The 16949-nt window shown below is 33.8% G+C and carries 15 protein-coding genes; all 15 read right to left on the reverse strand.

Features of this window, described 5'->3' with window-relative positions:
• Positions 1-75: 75 nt before the first annotated feature.
• The 15 genes from DM444_RS10625 to DM444_RS10695 all read right to left on the reverse strand — a co-directional run bounded on the left by DM444_RS10625 (position 76) and on the right by DM444_RS10695 (position 16860).
• Positions 76-615: an alpha-ketoglutarate-dependent dioxygenase AlkB gene (locus DM444_RS10625; protein WP_111286388.1), complete on the reverse strand. Its 540-nt coding sequence runs from the start codon at positions 613-615 to the stop codon at positions 76-78.
• A gap of 124 nt (positions 616-739) precedes the next feature.
• Positions 740-1936, reverse strand: coding sequence for a C1 family peptidase (locus DM444_RS10630; RefSeq protein WP_111286390.1), 1197 nt, complete (start codon positions 1934-1936; stop codon positions 740-742).
• A 221-nt stretch (positions 1937-2157) separates the two neighbouring features.
• Positions 2158-3318 carry a BamA/TamA family outer membrane protein gene (locus DM444_RS10635; protein ID WP_111286392.1) on the reverse strand — a complete coding sequence of 387 codons (1161 nt, stop codon included), beginning with the start codon at positions 3316-3318 and terminating at the stop codon, positions 2158-2160.
• Positions 3319-3393: 75 nt separating this feature from the next.
• Positions 3394-4362: a SphA family protein gene (locus DM444_RS10640; protein ID WP_111286394.1), complete on the reverse strand. Its 969-nt coding sequence runs from the start codon at positions 4360-4362 to the stop codon at positions 3394-3396.
• Between the two features lie 61 nt (positions 4363-4423).
• Complete coding sequence (locus DM444_RS10645) at positions 4424-5599, reverse strand: helix-turn-helix domain-containing protein (RefSeq protein WP_111286396.1); 1176 nt, start codon at positions 5597-5599, stop codon at positions 4424-4426.
• A gap of 128 nt (positions 5600-5727) precedes the next feature.
• Positions 5728-6306, reverse strand: coding sequence for a DUF4136 domain-containing protein (locus tag DM444_RS10650; RefSeq protein ID WP_111286398.1), 579 nt, complete (start codon positions 6304-6306; stop codon positions 5728-5730).
• A 290-nt stretch (positions 6307-6596) separates the two neighbouring features.
• Positions 6597-7997, reverse strand: a complete 1401-nt coding sequence (locus tag DM444_RS10655; RefSeq protein WP_111286400.1) for a DUF2252 domain-containing protein — start codon at positions 7995-7997, stop codon at positions 6597-6599.
• 44 nt (positions 7998-8041) lie between these two features.
• Positions 8042-8860: a hypothetical protein gene (locus DM444_RS10660; protein WP_111286456.1), complete on the reverse strand. Its 819-nt coding sequence runs from the start codon at positions 8858-8860 to the stop codon at positions 8042-8044.
• A 97-nt stretch (positions 8861-8957) separates the two neighbouring features.
• The gene (locus tag DM444_RS10665; RefSeq protein ID WP_111286402.1) at positions 8958-9971 is read right to left on the reverse strand and encodes an HAD family hydrolase; all 1014 of its coding nucleotides are present in this window, start codon (positions 9969-9971) and stop codon (positions 8958-8960) included.
• A gap of 60 nt (positions 9972-10031) precedes the next feature.
• Complete coding sequence (locus tag DM444_RS10670) at positions 10032-11714, reverse strand: arylsulfatase (RefSeq protein WP_111286404.1); 1683 nt, start codon at positions 11712-11714, stop codon at positions 10032-10034.
• A gap of 607 nt (positions 11715-12321) precedes the next feature.
• A complete protein-coding gene (gene pyk / locus DM444_RS10675; protein ID WP_111286406.1) occupies positions 12322-13755 on the reverse strand; it encodes a pyruvate kinase in 1434 nt (477 codons plus the stop codon).
• A 5-nt stretch (positions 13756-13760) separates the two neighbouring features.
• Positions 13761-14249, reverse strand: a complete 489-nt coding sequence (locus DM444_RS10680; protein ID WP_111286408.1) for an IPExxxVDY family protein — start codon at positions 14247-14249, stop codon at positions 13761-13763.
• A gap of 125 nt (positions 14250-14374) precedes the next feature.
• The gene (gene rnc / locus DM444_RS10685) at positions 14375-15115 is read right to left on the reverse strand and encodes a ribonuclease III (RefSeq protein ID WP_111286410.1); all 741 of its coding nucleotides are present in this window, start codon (positions 15113-15115) and stop codon (positions 14375-14377) included.
• Positions 15116-15125: 10 nt separating this feature from the next.
• Positions 15126-16379: a beta-ketoacyl-ACP synthase II gene (gene fabF, locus DM444_RS10690; RefSeq protein WP_111286412.1), complete on the reverse strand. Its 1254-nt coding sequence runs from the start codon at positions 16377-16379 to the stop codon at positions 15126-15128.
• Positions 16380-16623: 244 nt separating this feature from the next.
• On the reverse strand, positions 16624-16860 hold the full coding sequence (locus DM444_RS10695; RefSeq protein ID WP_007137004.1) for an acyl carrier protein: 237 nt from the start codon (positions 16858-16860) through the stop codon (positions 16624-16626).
• Positions 16861-16949: the final 89 nt, after the last annotated feature.

Raw genomic sequence — 16949 nt, forward strand, 5'->3', positions numbered from 1 at the left:
CTTTTCTATTTTCTTTAAAACTTTAAGGTTAGTTAAACCCCTAATTTATTTATAACTTCAATTGCTTGTTTAAAATCAAGAAATCAACTTTCTAAAAGTAATACTTATTCTTTCTGCAGCATTATTTCCTGTTTCTGGCAAAATAGAATGAAGCCAAAATTCCTGAACGGATTGAGTCATATAGAACAAACTATTCGGATAAAGCGAAATATCAAGAATACTATATGGATCTAATTTACTTTTAAATCGTATTATTCTTTTATTACCCAATGAAACAATGGCAACTCCAGTATTATCTGCAAGAATATCTACTTGATCGGAATGAAAACCCATTTTTGACTCTCCATTTTCATAATAATTAATCAAACAATTATTTATTGAAAAACTAAGCCTTTCTTCAACTAAAGAAGCTGTTTCAGATATATAATCAGGAAACTCTATAAACGGATAAGATATATTAGAATAATTATAAGGAACACCATAACTAACTGTTTTTCTCGCCTTAATTTCAGTATTCCAATCTGAATCATTCTTTATTTTTTGAAATAGAATTTCATGATTTGACAGAAGATTTTCTTCTATTTTTATTTCATTAAGTAGTCCATTTATATCCATTATCTTTTATATTTTTAAAAAGCAGTAAAATTATAAGATTTTTCGTTTTTTTTTGTTTTTGCAAATAAAAAAAGCAGTATTACTTTTAAGTAATACTGCTTTTTTTTCATAAAATCGATACGTTTTAAACCCCTAATTTCTTAGCAATTTCAGCAGGAATTCCTCCTTTGTTTACTAGTAATGCAGTAGTTTTATATTTTACGAAGTTCTTAGTTACAAACAAGAAACCTTTGTAGTCGTTTGTTTCTCCCCAAGAATTTTTTACGATATAGTATTCTTTTCCAGTTTGATCTTTTGCAAGACCAATAATGTGCATTCCGTGGTCGTCTGTTGTAGTGTAGTTATCAAACGCAGCCTGACGCATTTCTGGAGTAATTTCTGGTTCTGCTTTTGGTCCGTTAAACATGTCTGCTTTTTCTTCTGCAGTCATATCGTCAAATTTTTTAGAAGTTACATAAGCTACCCCGTTTTTCCAGCTAAAGCTTTTCTCGCTAACATCTGTTGCCCAAGCTACAGTATATCCTTTTTTAAGTGCGTTGTCGATAACATCTGTCATATCGTTCAATTTTACGTTGTAAACTTGATCCAATGACCAGTTGTCTGGCACCATCATAGTTGTTTTTTGGTAATATGGAGCATTTGTAAAAGATGACATTTCTACATACTCATCTGGGTTAATTCCTACTACTTCTTTAGCAAAAGATTGCGGAGTGTAGTTTTTTCCTTTGTAGTTAAAGTTATCTGGCACTTTTCCTAAGTAAGAATCAATAACTGCTGCGTAAGCTTTTTGCCAGTTTGGAGTTAATTCTCCGTTCGGGTTTTTAACCACTGCTGTAAGAACACCTTCGATAAGAGCGCCCATTTCAGCAAATTTGTTTTTGTCTGTTCCGTAGTTTAATCCTGTATAAACTTCTCTTGGCACAGTTCCGTATTTTTTATACATATTAATTACATCGTGCAAAGCTCCACCGTCTCCAAGAGTAATTGCTCCATGCATACGAACATAGTTTACCCCTTTTTCAACATACACGTTTCTTGCAGAATAAATTTGAGATAACTCAACTGGCTGTTTCCCTAAACGAATCATTTCTGACTCTAAGAATGAGTTTGTCGAGTAGCTCCAGCAAGTTCCAGATGATCCTTGAGATTTTACTGATGTTGTTCCTAGATTAATTACTTCTGTAAATTTGAAGTTCTCTTTACTTTTGTCGCTCGCGTTTAGTTTAAGTGAGTTCACTAATACGTCTTGCGCAAAACAGCCTGCTGTTCCAGCTAAAAATACTGAAGCTGCAAACACTGATTTGAATGAAAATGTATTCATAATTTATGTTTAAGATTTAACAAAATTAGTCTCCATTGTTTCTAATTTGTTACAAAACAATTAAATATTATACAATTTGTGTGATGTTTAATTGTTAATATTTTCTTAACGACTAGAATTATTAAGACATTTAATACAAAAAACCTCAATAATGGCTTATTAAGGTTTTTTGGGGTTATTATTTTATAAATTAACTTCTTACAAGTTTTTTGCGTCTTTGTTTATCGCATCCAATTGCTTCCAAAAACGATATAGTACGCCCAATCTTCTGGGCCTTTTGCAATGTCTACTCCCATACGAAGTTTGAACTTTCTGGCTAAGAGGTATCTAAAACCGCTTCCGTAGCTGTAAACAACGGGTTTTGCAAAAGCCTTGTCCCAATCGTCAAACGCACTTGCGAGACCTCCAAATCCCATAACGCTCCAACGTCTGTAGACATCCCATCTTAATTCGCCTTCGGCAACAATACTGGTGTTTCCCATGTATCTCGCTGCGGGAATTCCTCGTAAATTGATTCCAGGTTTTAAATAAAAAGGCGGACTTCCCAACGCCTGCTCCCCTTCAATCCTTAGTCCGCCAATTAGTTTTTTAGCCAATGGATAATAGCCTATTGTAGATAAATTAATACGCCAAGCTTGGTAATCGCTTCCAAGTGCTTTATCTGACCAGAAAAAATCGGCCTGAACCCTTATCCCTTTGTCTGGTGTAAATATATTGTCACGTCCGTCAAACTGCACTGCGCCTCCAAGCTGACTTATGGTGCTTTTAATATCTTTTGGATCTACAAATGGTGGCGGAAGATTAAAATCGGGCAGGTTTATTTTTGAGTTTAAAAACAGATATTGTGGACCTGCGCTCCATTTTGCGTTCTTAAATTGTTTGAGCCATTGTGTATAAAAAATGGTCGATTTAAAGTTGAGTTTAAATTCCTGATCTGCCTGATTAGGTAAATTATTGGCATAAAATGATAAATTCATGTCGCCATAAGCCGCGAAAACACGATATAATATTTTAGGTTTAACAAGTGTTGAAGAACGAAAAGCTCCACCCATCCAGCTTTTGTTGGCAGTATACATTCCGATTCCTCCTGTAATGTCTGGATTTACAAAACGTTTTGTTCCGTCTTCTTCAATAACTGGGGCTCTTTTTTTAAGGAAAATTGGCGCGACTGCACCTCCAAAACCTCCAACAGCTGGTTCTGTAATAATAGTTGGCACTACTATAAATCCGTTGGCGTAGATAAGAAAATCACTCAAATCGAAAGCACCGTCTAGAGAATCTTTAAAAACAACTTGGTGTTTTTGTGCATTTAAAAAACTGAATGACAATAACATCCAAAGCGAAAAGAGTATTATTTTTGATGTTGGCTTTTTGTTTTTCATATAAGAATGTTATCGTTTTATATTTAAAATTACCTCATCTCAAAAACCTGAAATCTCTTAGAATAAACTCAGAAATTATTTTTTATTGAAATTGAAAACGTGCGCCAGCGTTATAAAAAAAGTATTTCCCTGAAATCTATTTACTGCATCTACTTCTCCAACCCATCTAAAACCCACCGAAGTCATGCTACTAAGATGTAAATAATTGATTTCGGCTCCGAGTCCGCCAACTCTGTCTTTTTCTGGTTCTATAATAATACCTGTTCCAACAGGTATTTTATCTTCTGTCAATTTGTATTGCAGATAATAAATTAAACCCGCATTTAAGATGCCTTTTGGAGCCGTTTTTTCGGCATTCATACAATAGAATGTTTTTCCTAAACCGCCTTCAACACTTAAAATATCTCCTGTTTTAATGTCGGTATCTTTCTTTTTTCCGTTGATTTCATAAGCTGCCAATGCAGAAAAATGAAATGTTTTCTTTTCATTAAAATATAAAGTTGTTCCTGCAGAAAACTCATTCATAAACATTCCTAAACCGCTATTGTTGCTGTCGCCAAGGTCGTATTTCCCTGTTGGCAAATACATTTGATAACTGAAAACAAAATCGGCTCTTTTGTTGTGCCAGCCTAATTGAACGGGCTGCACGTACATATCTGTAAAAGCAAAATCACTTTGTGAATCGACATAACTTCCTTGAATGGTATTTGAAGCTCCAGCTAATAAAATTGTAGCTCCGTAATTGGCTCCTAAAATTTTAAAATCACTCACATAATTGGCTCCAACACCTGTTATAAACATCGTAATATCTGGATTTCCAATTTTATCTCCGTTGCCGTTTCGCAATGAAGATGCTGTATAAATATATCCTGGAATATACACGCTCAAGGTTTTTTCAGGAGCCTGAGTTCCAGATTGAAGTCCCATTGCGCCAAGAATATGTCCGCCTTTTAATTGTGCATTACCATATAAGGAAAGCAGTAGTGACATTACTGTCAAAATTGATCGTAATACTTTTTTCGAATTATTAATCTTTTCTATCATATCGAAATGTTTTAAGATGAATTAAGATTTACAACCGTCGCTAATATTTATGCGAAGAATTTTATTTAAAATAATAAGCGCCTGTTCGATCTGGGTTTATTCGAATGGTTTTAAAATACTCTGAAGGAGATTTTCCAGTATGCTTTATAAAGGCTCTAAAGCAGGTTGTACGGGATTTAAAACCAGAACCCCACGCCATTCCTTCCAGCGATAAATCTTTCCATTCTGGATCGTTTATTTTTTCTTTAAAATATTCTATCCTTTTCAAATTAACATAATCCTGAAAATGAAGTCCAAATTCAGAATTAATTAAATTGGACAAATGATGTACAGATATTCCCGTTTCGTCAGATAGATCTCTGATTACGAAATCTTTCTTTAGAAAAAGATTTTTCGAGTTTAAAACATAGTCTAATTTTAGAAGGTATTCTTCTCTTTTTTCAAGCGTTAATTCATTCGCAATTGGAATAACAGTTTTGGTTTCTTTTGTTTTTACCAATACTGTATTATCTACAACAAAGTCAAATGTTTCTTCTTCGTCATGAAAAATCTGTGGTTTGAAATACAGCCATCCAACAGTAAAAAATAAAACAGAAGAAATGAGTACGTAACACGAAAGATCTGTGGCTTCAACTTTTCTCAGTAAAAAATGATGAACAAAAAGCGCCGAAAATAAGAACAAAATCATAAGGTTATAAACTCTAATCCAGTTAATTACTTTAATTCGATGAAATTGATTTCCTCTAAATTTTTTCAGATCATAGTTTAAAATCAACATGGTTTGAAAAAATACATAGAAAAGCCAAATCGTCAATGTTAAAACAGAAAATGGATTTTTGATTAATCTTGAAATATAATCGACAGCCTTTATATTGGTATGACTTCCAACATAAACAACCAACGTTAAAACGAAATAAATTATGAAAGGCACAAAATGCAGCCAATCGTATTTTCTAAAACTTTTATTAAGTGATAAAATATTTCTAACATATAAAAAAGAACATGGCGCGGTTAAAAATATAAACGCTTTTGTAATGGTAAATAGATCTGGGAAATTTTTAAATAAGTTGGCCGAGAGATAAAAATTGTAGATACTTACTACCGCCAAACTCAATAAAAACATTCCCAAAAAGAAACTTTTAGAATAGTTTTTTCTGGAAAAAAGAACCATAATTGATGTAGCTAGCCCCGCAATTGTGGCTATGAAAAAGAAAAGTGAGAGTAATATATCGATCATTTTTTTAAGCTTAACTGAGTAAATATTTTTCTTAAAATCTTAAAAATAGAGTACGAGAAGGGGCGTGTAACCATAAAGAATTGTACTTGCCAAAGACCGGCAAGTACAACAGCTTTACTTTATATTAATTATTTTTTATCTGCTCCCGGAGGGAAACCTGTAAGTATTTTTTTGATTGCACCGTTAATAAATTCTTCCGGATTGTCTGGTTTACTGTCAATTTCGGCATTTCCAATTCCTTGCCAAATTAACTTATCCGTTTTTGTAGACACAATATCAATTACTAATGAACCATCAACATAGTCATAAGTATCAAATGTCGTATTGGCACCACCCATCATAGCGCCACCGCCCCAATATCCATAAGGGCGATACATTCCGCCATATCCATAAAAGTTAGTGTTGGCACTAACAGAAGTTTTATTTTTTAAGATGGAAACAGCATTCACTTTTAAATCTGGATTAGAAGATTCTGTAAATCCTTTAGCAAGCATTTCATTTCGGATTGCTTTTGCTACACGATCAACATTTAACTGATTTACCTGACCTTCCTGTGCTCTTAGATCATAAACAGCAAATGTTTTGTATTCGCTGAAATTAACAGCATGATCATAATCGGTCGTTACTTTTACAGTTGGAGAACAGCTGTAAATTAAACCCAAAAATAAAATTGGGATAAGGCGAAGATTTGTTCTTTTAATATTCATGTTGTGGTATTTATTAAATTAATAATTAAATCAGTTTAACTCGAATGTATTAAAATCGTAAAAATCTTGAACGGGGGGCAAAGCGTGCATTAATAATCGCCTATTCGACACAAACATCTACTAAACAATTACTTAGCTTACTCTCAAAGATAAATCATTTTATTTAATTAACAGTATTAAATAAATAAAATCTTACTTTGCCGTTTTCTAGTATATTTCGTTCCTTTTTTAAAGTTTATTTTACTTTGTACAACTACATACTAATTTCTATTTTCTTTTGATTCATAGAATTAGATTTCATCTGAAATAGGCAGTTTTCCATGTTTTATTGCCTCCAGCATTTTATTATAATCCGATTCGTTTTGATTGGCGTATAAAACCGAAAATTCCGAAATGGCATCTGCAAATTCATCTGTATCTCCAATATAACCTGAAATTACCGAAGGATCTCCCGAGCGAGCATGAGCTCTCGCAAGCGCCCATCCGCAGGCTTTGGCATATTCTGCCATGTTTTTAGGTTTCATCACTTCGAGAACTGGTTTTACTTTGGCATCTCTAAGCTGACGGATATAGAAAAACCTATTTTTACTATCGTCTGTCCAGCCCAGAAAAATATCCGAGGCAGATTGCATTAGCTTTTGTCCCATTACAATCCGTTCGCCCTGATGGCTGTATTTTCCTTTTATTTTTACATTTCCTTCCAAAACACTTTTTCGAGCTTCTTTAAACTGTAAAAAAATAGGTTCTCCAGTTGCCGACATTAACAGACTAATACCGCACAATGTTCCAACGCTGCCTACGCCAACTACTTTTATGACAATATCTTGAAGCATGTATCGGCTTAACAAAATCTGCTTTTCTTCTGAAAGCGATTCTAAATATCTATTATGGATAATTTCACCCTCTTTAGCCACTTGTTTTTCAAGTTCTCCGCTTGGATGGAATATCAATGGCGGATCATCTTTTATGCGAGCTCTGGCGCCATCAAAATAAGTCATCTTTGCAAACTCTTTTTCATGAGCCGTATACTCTGATGCTTTTTTAATTCTTTTCTGGTCAAATTCTTTAAATTCTTTGTCTCGACCTAATTCGATCAATTCTGCCAAATCAATATCAGCATACCAGATTTGAAGCGCCGATAATTTACTGTAATCTAGCATATGTCTTTTGTAGCTATCTGCAACGTTCAATGCAAATTCTTTACAATTTTTATTGGAAAATTTTCTCCATCGCCCAGCAATCACAAAACTGGCTGCGAGTCTTTTTACATCCCATTCCCAAGGTCCTGGAAAAGTTTCATCAAAATCATTAATATCAAAAACCAATTTACGTTCTGGAGTTGCAAATCCGCCAAAATTCATCAAGTGACAATCACCACAAAGTTGAAGATTTATTCCAGATACTGGAGTATGAGCCAAATCGGCAGCCATGATAGCAGCAGCGCCTCTGTAAAATGAAAATGGAGATTCCATCATTCTTCTATACCGAATTGGCAACAAACTTTCAACTCTTCCTTCGCTGGTCTGAATTAAAATATCTACTGGATTTTTGCGGTTTTTAAAAGAATTCCATTCCTGATGTTTCACCAAAGGTATTTTCTTTCTAATCGAAGCTCCTTTTTGATAACGTTCTGCCTTTGATGCTATCGGATTAAATGCGGTTTCGGCTGTATGTTTTAAATCTTCTTCCATAATTCCGATAGATAAAATTAAAGAGACCGTTTAAACTTCTTTTATTATTGTGGAAATATAAAGGCAACGACCGCTCTTAATCCCCAATCTGGTCTTATATTTGAATGACCCACAACCGGAATTAAAGGCATAACAGCAAATTGCATAGTCTGACCGCCTAATTTTGTAATTGCACCAACATTTGGGCTAACCGTAATAAGGGTTGTATTTCCTTGCCAGTTTTGAGTAATTTCTGAAGTGATTCCTAAACTTGCACCGCTTTTATAACTATGCGTTAAGAATATTTGTGTGTAAAACTGATTGAAATCTGCTCTATCTGCATTTCCTGCAACAGACCAGATTTGATTAGCTAAAAAACCTATCGAAAGTCCTTTTCCCTGATGCATTACCAAAACGCTCGGGCCAATTCCAAATTTCTCTGTTCCTAACAATTTTTCTGTAGCCGTTGGCACTAAAAAAGCGGGGCCAGCTCCTAAAATAATTCCTTTTGTTTTAGGGGCAAAAAATGCCGTTACCGTTGCATCACTTAAACCAAACTCATGTGTATTTTCTCCTGTAACATCCTGCTGATCTACAACTGGAAGAATATAACGCGTAATTAAATTTAAATTTTCGCTTAATTTAAAAGGAACAACAGGCTGTATATTGATCTGATATTTTGATCCATTATAAGCTCCAATTCCATAAGTAAGATTATTTTGCAGCGGAACACTAATTAAACTTGCCACAGGATTTGCCATTTTATCAGCGAGTTCTTGTGCGCTGTTTCCTGTTTTCTGTTCTTCTTCCTGAGCATAAGAGTTTAAACTTAAGATTAAACAGACTGCAAATAAAAGTGATCTGATAACTTTATGAAGCTTCATAGGTTTTCCCATTTTAGAATTTATAAATGCTCTTTTAAAATCAAAATGAAACAACCAACCAATAAAGTTGTTTCACTTTAATTCTAACTAACTCAACCTAATTGTCGGAAAAAACTTTTTTCCAGTCTTTTTGCATATCAACAACATGCCACTTGTTTTTAGCAGCAATATTTAGAGAAGCATTATCTTTTTCTTGATATTTATATTCTCTTATTGAATCATTATGATTTACCAGTAATTGAAATGATGGGTATTTATTTCCTTGAGAATATTGCAGCATTGCGATATCACCAGCTCCGCCCTCGTTACCGCAGGCAAAAACAGGTCGCTGCCCAATGTGCAATTGAATCCCAACAGGTTTTCCTTCTTTATCATTAAAATGATCTAGAGCCGCTTCACGCTGTACGGCATTTTTGGTCCCATCATATTTATATTTAAATGAAGTTCCCACTACCTGATCTTTTGGAATTCCGTAAAAGTCCTGAGATATTGCTCTTACCACTTCGATTGTTCCGCCTGTAACTATATAGGTTTTGAATCCGTTGGCACGGAGATAATTAAGCAGTTCTAATTGTGGCTGATAACGTATTTGTTTTACCGGAACATTTTTACCCGGATACTGTGCACTTTTAAAAAAGTCATTAACTGAAGTTTCAAATTCATCTTCGGTCATTCCGGTATGCGTTGCAGCAACGAGTTCTATAAGTGCTTTATCGCCTCCTTTTTCAAAGAATGTTTTATCTTTTTCGATTACTGCTTTAAAAGGCTGTTTTTGTGCTAATTCTGGTTTGGCTTCTACCATTTTTTTTACTCTATAAAAAGCAAAAAGTTCTTGAACATATGGTTTTTCAGCCCAAAGTGTTCCATCGTTATCAAAAGTTGCAATTCTATTTTCAACTGGAATAAAATCTGGGCTTCCTTCTTTGGTTACTTTCTCAACATAGGCAATAATATCACTTTTTAAAGCTCCATCATTCCAGCTTGGCAACGGATCGCTACTTACAGCCGTTTCTGTCTGTTTATTTTCTGCTGGAGAAGTTAAAGTGTCAGATTTTTTACAGGAAAAGAGAAACAAAACCACCAGAGATAATATATAGATACTTTTTTTCATGATGTTTGTATGTTATAAAAGAGATTCAGAGTTGTCAGTCTGAATCTCTTTTTGAATTATTTATTTTTTCTTTTTTGAAGCTGTCTCTTCTTCCTCTTTTAATTTAGGAAGAACATTTTTCTCTATATACTTTTGAGCTTTGATATCTTTCATAGCTTCTTCCATAATGGTATAAGCAGAGAAACTTGGCGGAATTGATCTTGGTGGATATTCCTTAAATGTTTCAGCAAATACAACTACATCTTGAATTGCTCCATACATTAATTGCACATGGTTCATTTGCCAATCCCAGAAAGTATTTGAAGTGATGTCGGCTCTTTCAAAAGGATCTTGATATAGATTGAATATTTTTTGAAGACGAAGTTTAGTGAAAGGTTCTGCCCAAACACCTAATGTTCCTTCTAAACGCTGTTCAGCAAAAACATATTTATAATCTCCTTCTCTTAAACCAACTAATAATCCATCATCATCTGTATAGAAGAATTTATCTCTGGCACTTTTCGCTGTTTTCCCTTCTAAAAATTTACTTTGGTCATAACCATCTAAATGCACTTTATAAGTTTTCCCATTAGCGCTATAACCTTTTAAAAGTTTATTTACAATATCTGGTTCTCCTGCAATTGAAGCAAATGTAGGAATCCAATCGTTATGGCTCATCAATTCAGTAGTTACTGTTCCTGGTTTGATATGTCCTGGCCAGCGTACAATACATGGTACACGGAAGGCTCCTTCCCAGTTAGTGTTTTTCTCTGAACGAAATGGTGTCATTGCTCCGTCAGGCCATGTATTCATGTGAGGTCCATTATCTGTAGAATAAACAACAATAGTATTGTCAGCAATTCCTAAATCGTCTAATGCTTTTAAAATACTACCGATAGTTTCATCATGTTCGATCATACCATCAATATATTCGCTATCACCATGTGTGTATCTTCCTCTGTGTTCTGCTCTTACGTGAGTACGAAGGTGCATACGAGTCGCATTAAACCAGCAGAAAAATGGTTTTCCTGCAGCGTTTTGTCTCTTGATAAAATCAATAGCTGCGGCAGAAGTTTCATCATCTACAGTTTCCATTCTTTTTTTAGTAAGTGCTCCAGTGTCTTCAATTTTTTGCTTACCTACTCTCCCAAATCGAGGATCTGTGGTTGCATCATCAACATTTGTTGCTGTACATTTCAATACTCCTCTTGGTCCAAATTTTTTCAAATATTCAGGATCTTTTGGATAATCCGGCAATTCTGGTTCTTCTTCTGCATTTAAGTGATACAGATTTCCAAAAAACTCATCAAAACCATTAACTGTTGGTAAACTTTCATTTCGATCTCCTACGTGGTTTTTACCGAATTGCCCAGTAACATATCCTAAGCTTTTCATAATACCACCTATAGAAGGATCTAGCTGACTCATTCCCATTGGCGCTCCTGGGAAACCAACTTTTGTCAGTCCTGTTCTAAGACCGTGCTGTCCCGTTAAAAAAGCGGCACGTCCTGCAGTACAGCTTTGTTCTCCATAATAATGTAAAAATCGTAATCCTTCATTAGCTAAGCGATCAATATTGGGGGTCGTATATCCCATAAGTCCATCGCTGTAGGCGCTTATATTAGTTGTTCCAATATCATCACCCCAAAGCACCAAAATGTTTGGCTTTTTGTTTTGAGCTGTAACAGAAACTCCAGAAAAAAATAGTAACGCTAGTACCCTAAAGGTATTTGTAACTCCGCATTTTAATTTGATTTGTTTCATGATAAAAAAATTCGTTAGTAATTCTCGTTATTTATATGAGTTTGAAAATCCAAAAAAATAAATGGGAACATTGCAAGCTTTCAAAAAAAAAACTCTTAAGTCAGGTTGCATCTTTTTGATGTGTTTCAAATTCATTTTATTTTAAAATCTGAAACAAAATATTTTTAACTTTTTCTTAAGTCTCTCAAAATTAACTAATAAAAGAGCGAACAATTGTATTTAAACGGCAAGAGCTTGTTTCATTTTATAATATGAAACAACAAAATTTGAGAATTTGCACCAAAATGTTTCATTTTATAAAATGAAACATATGAAAACATCAGAAAATTAAGTAGTTACAATTTTATCTTAAGAATGAAGAAAAAAGAGGAAATAATGGTTTAAAAGTTTTTTTGGGGTAACTATTTTTGAGAAATATAGTCAAATGAAACAAAAATATAGTCTTTTTCAGTCAAACTTTTATCATATTATCAGAAAATTGACTGGTAAAATATCCTCTAAAAGACAAAATGTCGAAGTAAGGGAAAATAAATTTAGATTTAAAAAAAGTATTAAAACAAAAAAAGCCACTTAAAAATAAGTGGCTTTATATTTAAATAAAAAATTGTTAGTCGATTTGAGAAACTCTCATCGTGTTAACCATTCCTTTTTCTTTAATTGGCATTGCAGCAAGATTAATCAAATAATCTCCTGTTTGTGCATATCCTTTTTCAACAGCAATTTTATTTACATCTGTTACAGTATCATCTGTACTAACTTCATTATCATAATAGAAAGATTTAACTCCCCATAATAAATTCAATTGTGTTAAGATTCTTTTGTTTGAAGTAAATACTAAAATATGAGAAGTTGAAGGTCTCCAAGCTGAAATTTGGAAAGCTGTATAACCACTGTTTGTTAAAGTACAAATAGCTTTAGCTTCAATTTCATTAGCTAATAAAGCTGCTTGGTGGCAAACTGTTTTAGTCACAAAACGGTTTGTTTTAATTTGTGGAGTGTTTTGAGGAACTTGGATAAGTGGTGAATTCTCAACAGCCTCACAAATTTGAGCCATTCTTTGGATTACTTGTACTGGATAATTTCCTGTAGCAGTTTCTCCAGACAACATTACAGCATCTGCACCATCCATTACTGAGTTAGCAACGTCGTTTACTTCTGCTCTTGTTGGAGTTAAACTTGTAATCATTGTTTCCATCATTTGTGTAGCAACAATAACAGGAATTCTAGCAGTTTTAGCTCTACGGATCAAATCTTTTTGAACCAATGGAACTTCGTGAGCTGGAAGCTCAACACCAAGGTCTCCACGAGCAACCATTAAACCATCACAATATGCAACAATTTTGTCCATATTTTCAAGAGCTTCTGGCATCTCGATTTTAGCGATAATTGGAATTTTAACCTCAGAATGCTTCGCGATTAACTCTTGTAAGTCTTGTAAATCACGAGGCGTTTTCACGAATGAAAGTGCGATCCAGTCTACTTTTTGCTCGATTGCGAAAATCGCATCTGCAATATCTTTTTCAGTTAAAGCTGGTAAAGAAATTTTTGTGTTTGGAAGATTAACTCCTTTTTTAGATTTTAATTCTCCTCCTTGAATAACTTTAGCAACAACCTCTGTTTTTTTATCTGTAGAAACTATTTCAAAAATAAGTTTACCATCATCAAGCAAGATACGTTCTCCAACATTTACATCATTTGGAAAATTTTGATATTTCATAAATGCTTTTTTTGCATTTCCGATAATATCTTCTGCAGTTGTAAAAGTGATTTCATCACCATCATTTACAACAGTTCCTTCTTCCATTACACCAACTCTAAGTTTTGGTCCTTGCAAATCTCCTAAGATTGCTGTTGTGTAACCAAACTCTTCGTTTAGATCTCTAATAATGTTAATTTTTTCCTTTACTCCTTCGTAATCTGCATGCGAAAAATTGATTCTAAACACATTAACCCCTGCATCGATCATATCTTTAATGATCTCTCTTGTACTACAAGCGGGCCCAAGTGTAGCAACAATTTTGGTTTTCTTGTTTGTTAGCATTTTTTTTAAAAAATTAGATTGTTTTTTGATTTTATCTTATCTGTATCCACAGCATAAATAGCCGCAATACTTTCTATTGTGTTTAGTTTTTGTTGAATTTCTGAAAAATTAAGCGCCTCTTCGCTATTATCAATTTTCAGGAAAAAATCGACTTTTTTAAATTCAGGAAGTAAATGAATTGTTGTCGAAACCTCACTTGTTTCATTAGAAAACAAATTCTGAAAATCATTTGTACTCACAGAAATGATTTCATTTTTATTCTGAATTAAATTCCAGGAAACAGCTTTTTCTTCATCATAATAATAGAATCTAGAAAAATTTGCTTCACCTTCCTTAGTTTGAGCATGGATCTCGTTTTTGCTCTTACTTAAGTTAATTGGAAGGGTTTTATTAATAAAATAGGCTAATCTATAATCTTCTAATGAAGTATGAATTGCCATTAAATAATAATCAACTTCGTCAAATTCGTCTAAATCCAATCTATGAATAGCCATCCCTTGAAAAATCAAGTTGTAAATATACTATTTCTAAACGGAGCGTCAACAGTTATGACATGGTTGTTTTGTTAAATTATAAACGAAAACGTTATAGCATTGTGATAGTTACAACATTTTTGCAGCTATTTCTTGTCAATTTTTTCTTGAAAAGCAAAATAAGCTCTCTGCGATGCTTTTTCTTCTGCTTTCTTTTTTGAAGTTGCTCTCGCTCTCGCAACGACTTTATCATCAATACTAAGCTTGACACCAAATAAACGCTGACCGTCTATCCCATTATCTTCGAAAATGTCATAATGAAAAACTCTTTTTTCTTTCTGGCACCATTCGATAACAAGACTTTTATAACTAATAACTTTTCCTTCTAATCGAGCAATGTCGACATAAGGCGTAACTACTCTTTTTTGAATAAATCTCTCGCAAAAAGAATAGCCTTTATCTAAATAAATAGCACCTATTAAAGATTCGAAAATATTACCATGAATGTTTTCTCCAAAATGCTGAATTGGCACTTTACTTTCTACAAACTGTACTAAATTTAAATCTTTACCTAACTCGTTCAAATGTTCACGACTCACAATTTTTGAACGCATTTTAGTCAGGTAACCTTCGTCACCATTTGGAGCTTTATTAAATAAATGTGCCGCAATAACAGCACTTAACATGGCATCTCCTAAAAATTCTAAACGTTCATAATTAATAGGATGTCCATTCTGATCTAATTTATTTGAAGAGCGATGTGTGAATGCTCTCCTATAAAAATCAATATTTGCAGGCGGAAAACCAAGAATTTTCTGAATAGTGTCAAAAAAAATCCCGTCTTCTAGAGAACGGGATTTAGAAAATATTTTTTTGATAATATTCATATACAGAAAATTAATCAGCTAGTTTTTTAAACAATACACAAGCATTGTGTCCACCAAAACCAAATGTATTACTCATTGCAACATTTACCTCTCTTTTTTGAGGTTTGTTTAAAGTAAGGTTCAAAGATGGATCAATATTTTCGTCAACAACTGTATGGTTAATCGTTGGAGGAACAATTCCGTGTTGCATTGCCAAGATCGAAGCAATTGCTTCAATAGCTCCAGCCGCACCCAATAAGTGTCCTGTCATTGATTTTGTTGAGTTGATGTTGATGTTTTTAGCATGTTCACCAAAAACTTTGCTAATCGCTTTTAACTCAGCAACGTCTCCTAATGGAGTAGAAGTTCCGTGAGTATTGATATGATCAACTTGATCAGGCGTCATTCCTGCATCTCTCAATGTATTTTCCATTACTGCAATAACCCCAATTCCTTCTGGATGTGGTGCAGTTAAGTGATAAGCATCAGAAGACATACCTCCGCCACCAACTTCACAATAGATTTTTGCTCCTCTAGCTTTTGCATGCTCGTAATCTTCAAGAACTAAAGCTCCTGCTCCTTCTCCTAAAACGAAACCATCTCTAGTCGCGTCGAAAGGTCTTGAAGCTGTTTCTGGGCTTTCGTTTCTTGTAGATAATGCGTGCATTGAACTAAATCCTCCCATACCAGCAATTGTTACAGCAGCTTCAGAACCACCAGAAACAATAACATCGCACATTCCTAAACGAATGTAGTTGAAAGCATCGATTAATGCATTTGCAGAAGATGCACAAGCAGAAACCGTAGTATAATTTGGTCCCATATAGCCATTACGCATAGAAATATGCGCAGGAGCGATATCAGCAATCATTTTAGGGATAAAGAAAGGATTGAACTTTGGAGTTCCATCTCCTTTTGCATAATACAATACTTCTTCTTGGAAAGTCTCTAAACCTCCAATTCCTGCTCCCCAGATAACACCAACTCTTTGTTTGTTTACGTTATCATTTGTAATTCCAGCATCTTTAATAGCTTCATCACTGGCAGCAACTGCATATTGTGCAAATTTATCTAATCTACGAGATTCCTTGCGATCCATGTAATCTTCAATATTGAAGTTTTTTACTTCGCAGGCAAATTTCGTTTTGTGCTTTTCGGTATCATAATATGTGATCGGAGCGGCTCCGCTAACCCCATTCACAAGTGCATTCCAATATTCCTGAATATTGTTTCCAATAGGAGTAAGTGCACCTAATCCTGTTACAACAACTCGCCTTAATGCCATAAATATGTGTTTTGTACTTTAAACAAATAAAACCCACGCTTTCTTAACTTATTGTTACTTAAGAGCCATGGGAATTACAATATAAATATATCTTTATTGATTGAAAATCAATCGAAATTTAAATTTCAAAAAAATAATAACACCCGACTTTTAAAAATTTTCAAATTTCCAAAAAAACAAATTCCAAAATCTTGGAGTTTGGAATTTTTAAAATTGGGATTTTTAAAAATCGGGTGTGGTATTATTATTTTTTAGCTTCCTCGATATAAGAAATAGCTTGACCAACAGTAGCAATGTTTTCTGCTTGATCGTCTGGAATTTGAATATCAAATTCTTTTTCGAATTCCATAATAAGCTCAACAGTGTCTAATGAGTCAGCTCCTAAATCATTAGTGAAGCTTGCTTCTGTTACAACTTCGTTTTCGTCAACACCTAATTTGTCTACGATAATCGCTTTTACTCTTGATGCAATGTCTGACATAATCTTTAATTTTAGAATTTAATTTGTTGGCAAAAATAAAAAACTTTATTTTAAAACAACTATTTAGTTTATAAATGTGACACTAATTT

The sequence above is a fragment of the Flavobacterium ginsenosidimutans genome (assembly GCF_003254625.1).
GTDB lineage: Bacteria > Bacteroidota > Bacteroidia > Flavobacteriales > Flavobacteriaceae > Flavobacterium > Flavobacterium ginsenosidimutans.

Coding starts and splice junctions, on each gene's coding strand:
- DM444_RS10625 (WP_111286388.1), bottom strand. CDS start 615: ATGGATATAAATGGACTACTTAATGAAATAAAAATAGAAGAAAATCTT.
- DM444_RS10630 (WP_111286390.1), bottom strand. CDS start 1,936: ATGAATACATTTTCATTCAAATCAGTGTTTGCAGCTTCAGTATTTTTA.
- DM444_RS10635 (WP_111286392.1), bottom strand. CDS start 3,318: ATGAAAAACAAAAAGCCAACATCAAAAATAATACTCTTTTCGCTTTGG.
- DM444_RS10640 (WP_111286394.1), bottom strand. CDS start 4,362: ATGATAGAAAAGATTAATAATTCGAAAAAAGTATTACGATCAATTTTG.
- DM444_RS10645 (WP_111286396.1), bottom strand. CDS start 5,599: ATGATCGATATATTACTCTCACTTTTCTTTTTCATAGCCACAATTGCG.
- DM444_RS10650 (WP_111286398.1), bottom strand. CDS start 6,306: ATGAATATTAAAAGAACAAATCTTCGCCTTATCCCAATTTTATTTTTG.
- DM444_RS10655 (WP_111286400.1), bottom strand. CDS start 7,997: ATGGAAGAAGATTTAAAACATACAGCCGAAACCGCATTTAATCCGATA.
- DM444_RS10660 (WP_111286456.1), bottom strand. CDS start 8,860: ATGAAGCTTCATAAAGTTATCAGATCACTTTTATTTGCAGTCTGTTTA.
- DM444_RS10665 (WP_111286402.1), bottom strand. CDS start 9,971: ATGAAAAAAAGTATCTATATATTATCTCTGGTGGTTTTGTTTCTCTTT.
- DM444_RS10670 (WP_111286404.1), bottom strand. CDS start 11,714: ATGAAACAAATCAAATTAAAATGCGGAGTTACAAATACCTTTAGGGTA.
- pyk (WP_111286406.1), bottom strand. CDS start 13,755: ATGCTAACAAACAAGAAAACCAAAATTGTTGCTACACTTGGGCCCGCT.
- DM444_RS10680 (WP_111286408.1), bottom strand. CDS start 14,249: ATGGCTATTCATAGATTGGATTTAGACGAATTTGACGAAGTTGATTAT.
- rnc (WP_111286410.1), bottom strand. CDS start 15,115: ATGAATATTATCAAAAAAATATTTTCTAAATCCCGTTCTCTAGAAGAC.
- fabF (WP_111286412.1), bottom strand. CDS start 16,379: ATGGCATTAAGGCGAGTTGTTGTAACAGGATTAGGTGCACTTACTCCT.
- DM444_RS10695 (WP_007137004.1), bottom strand. CDS start 16,860: ATGTCAGACATTGCATCAAGAGTAAAAGCGATTATCGTAGACAAATTA.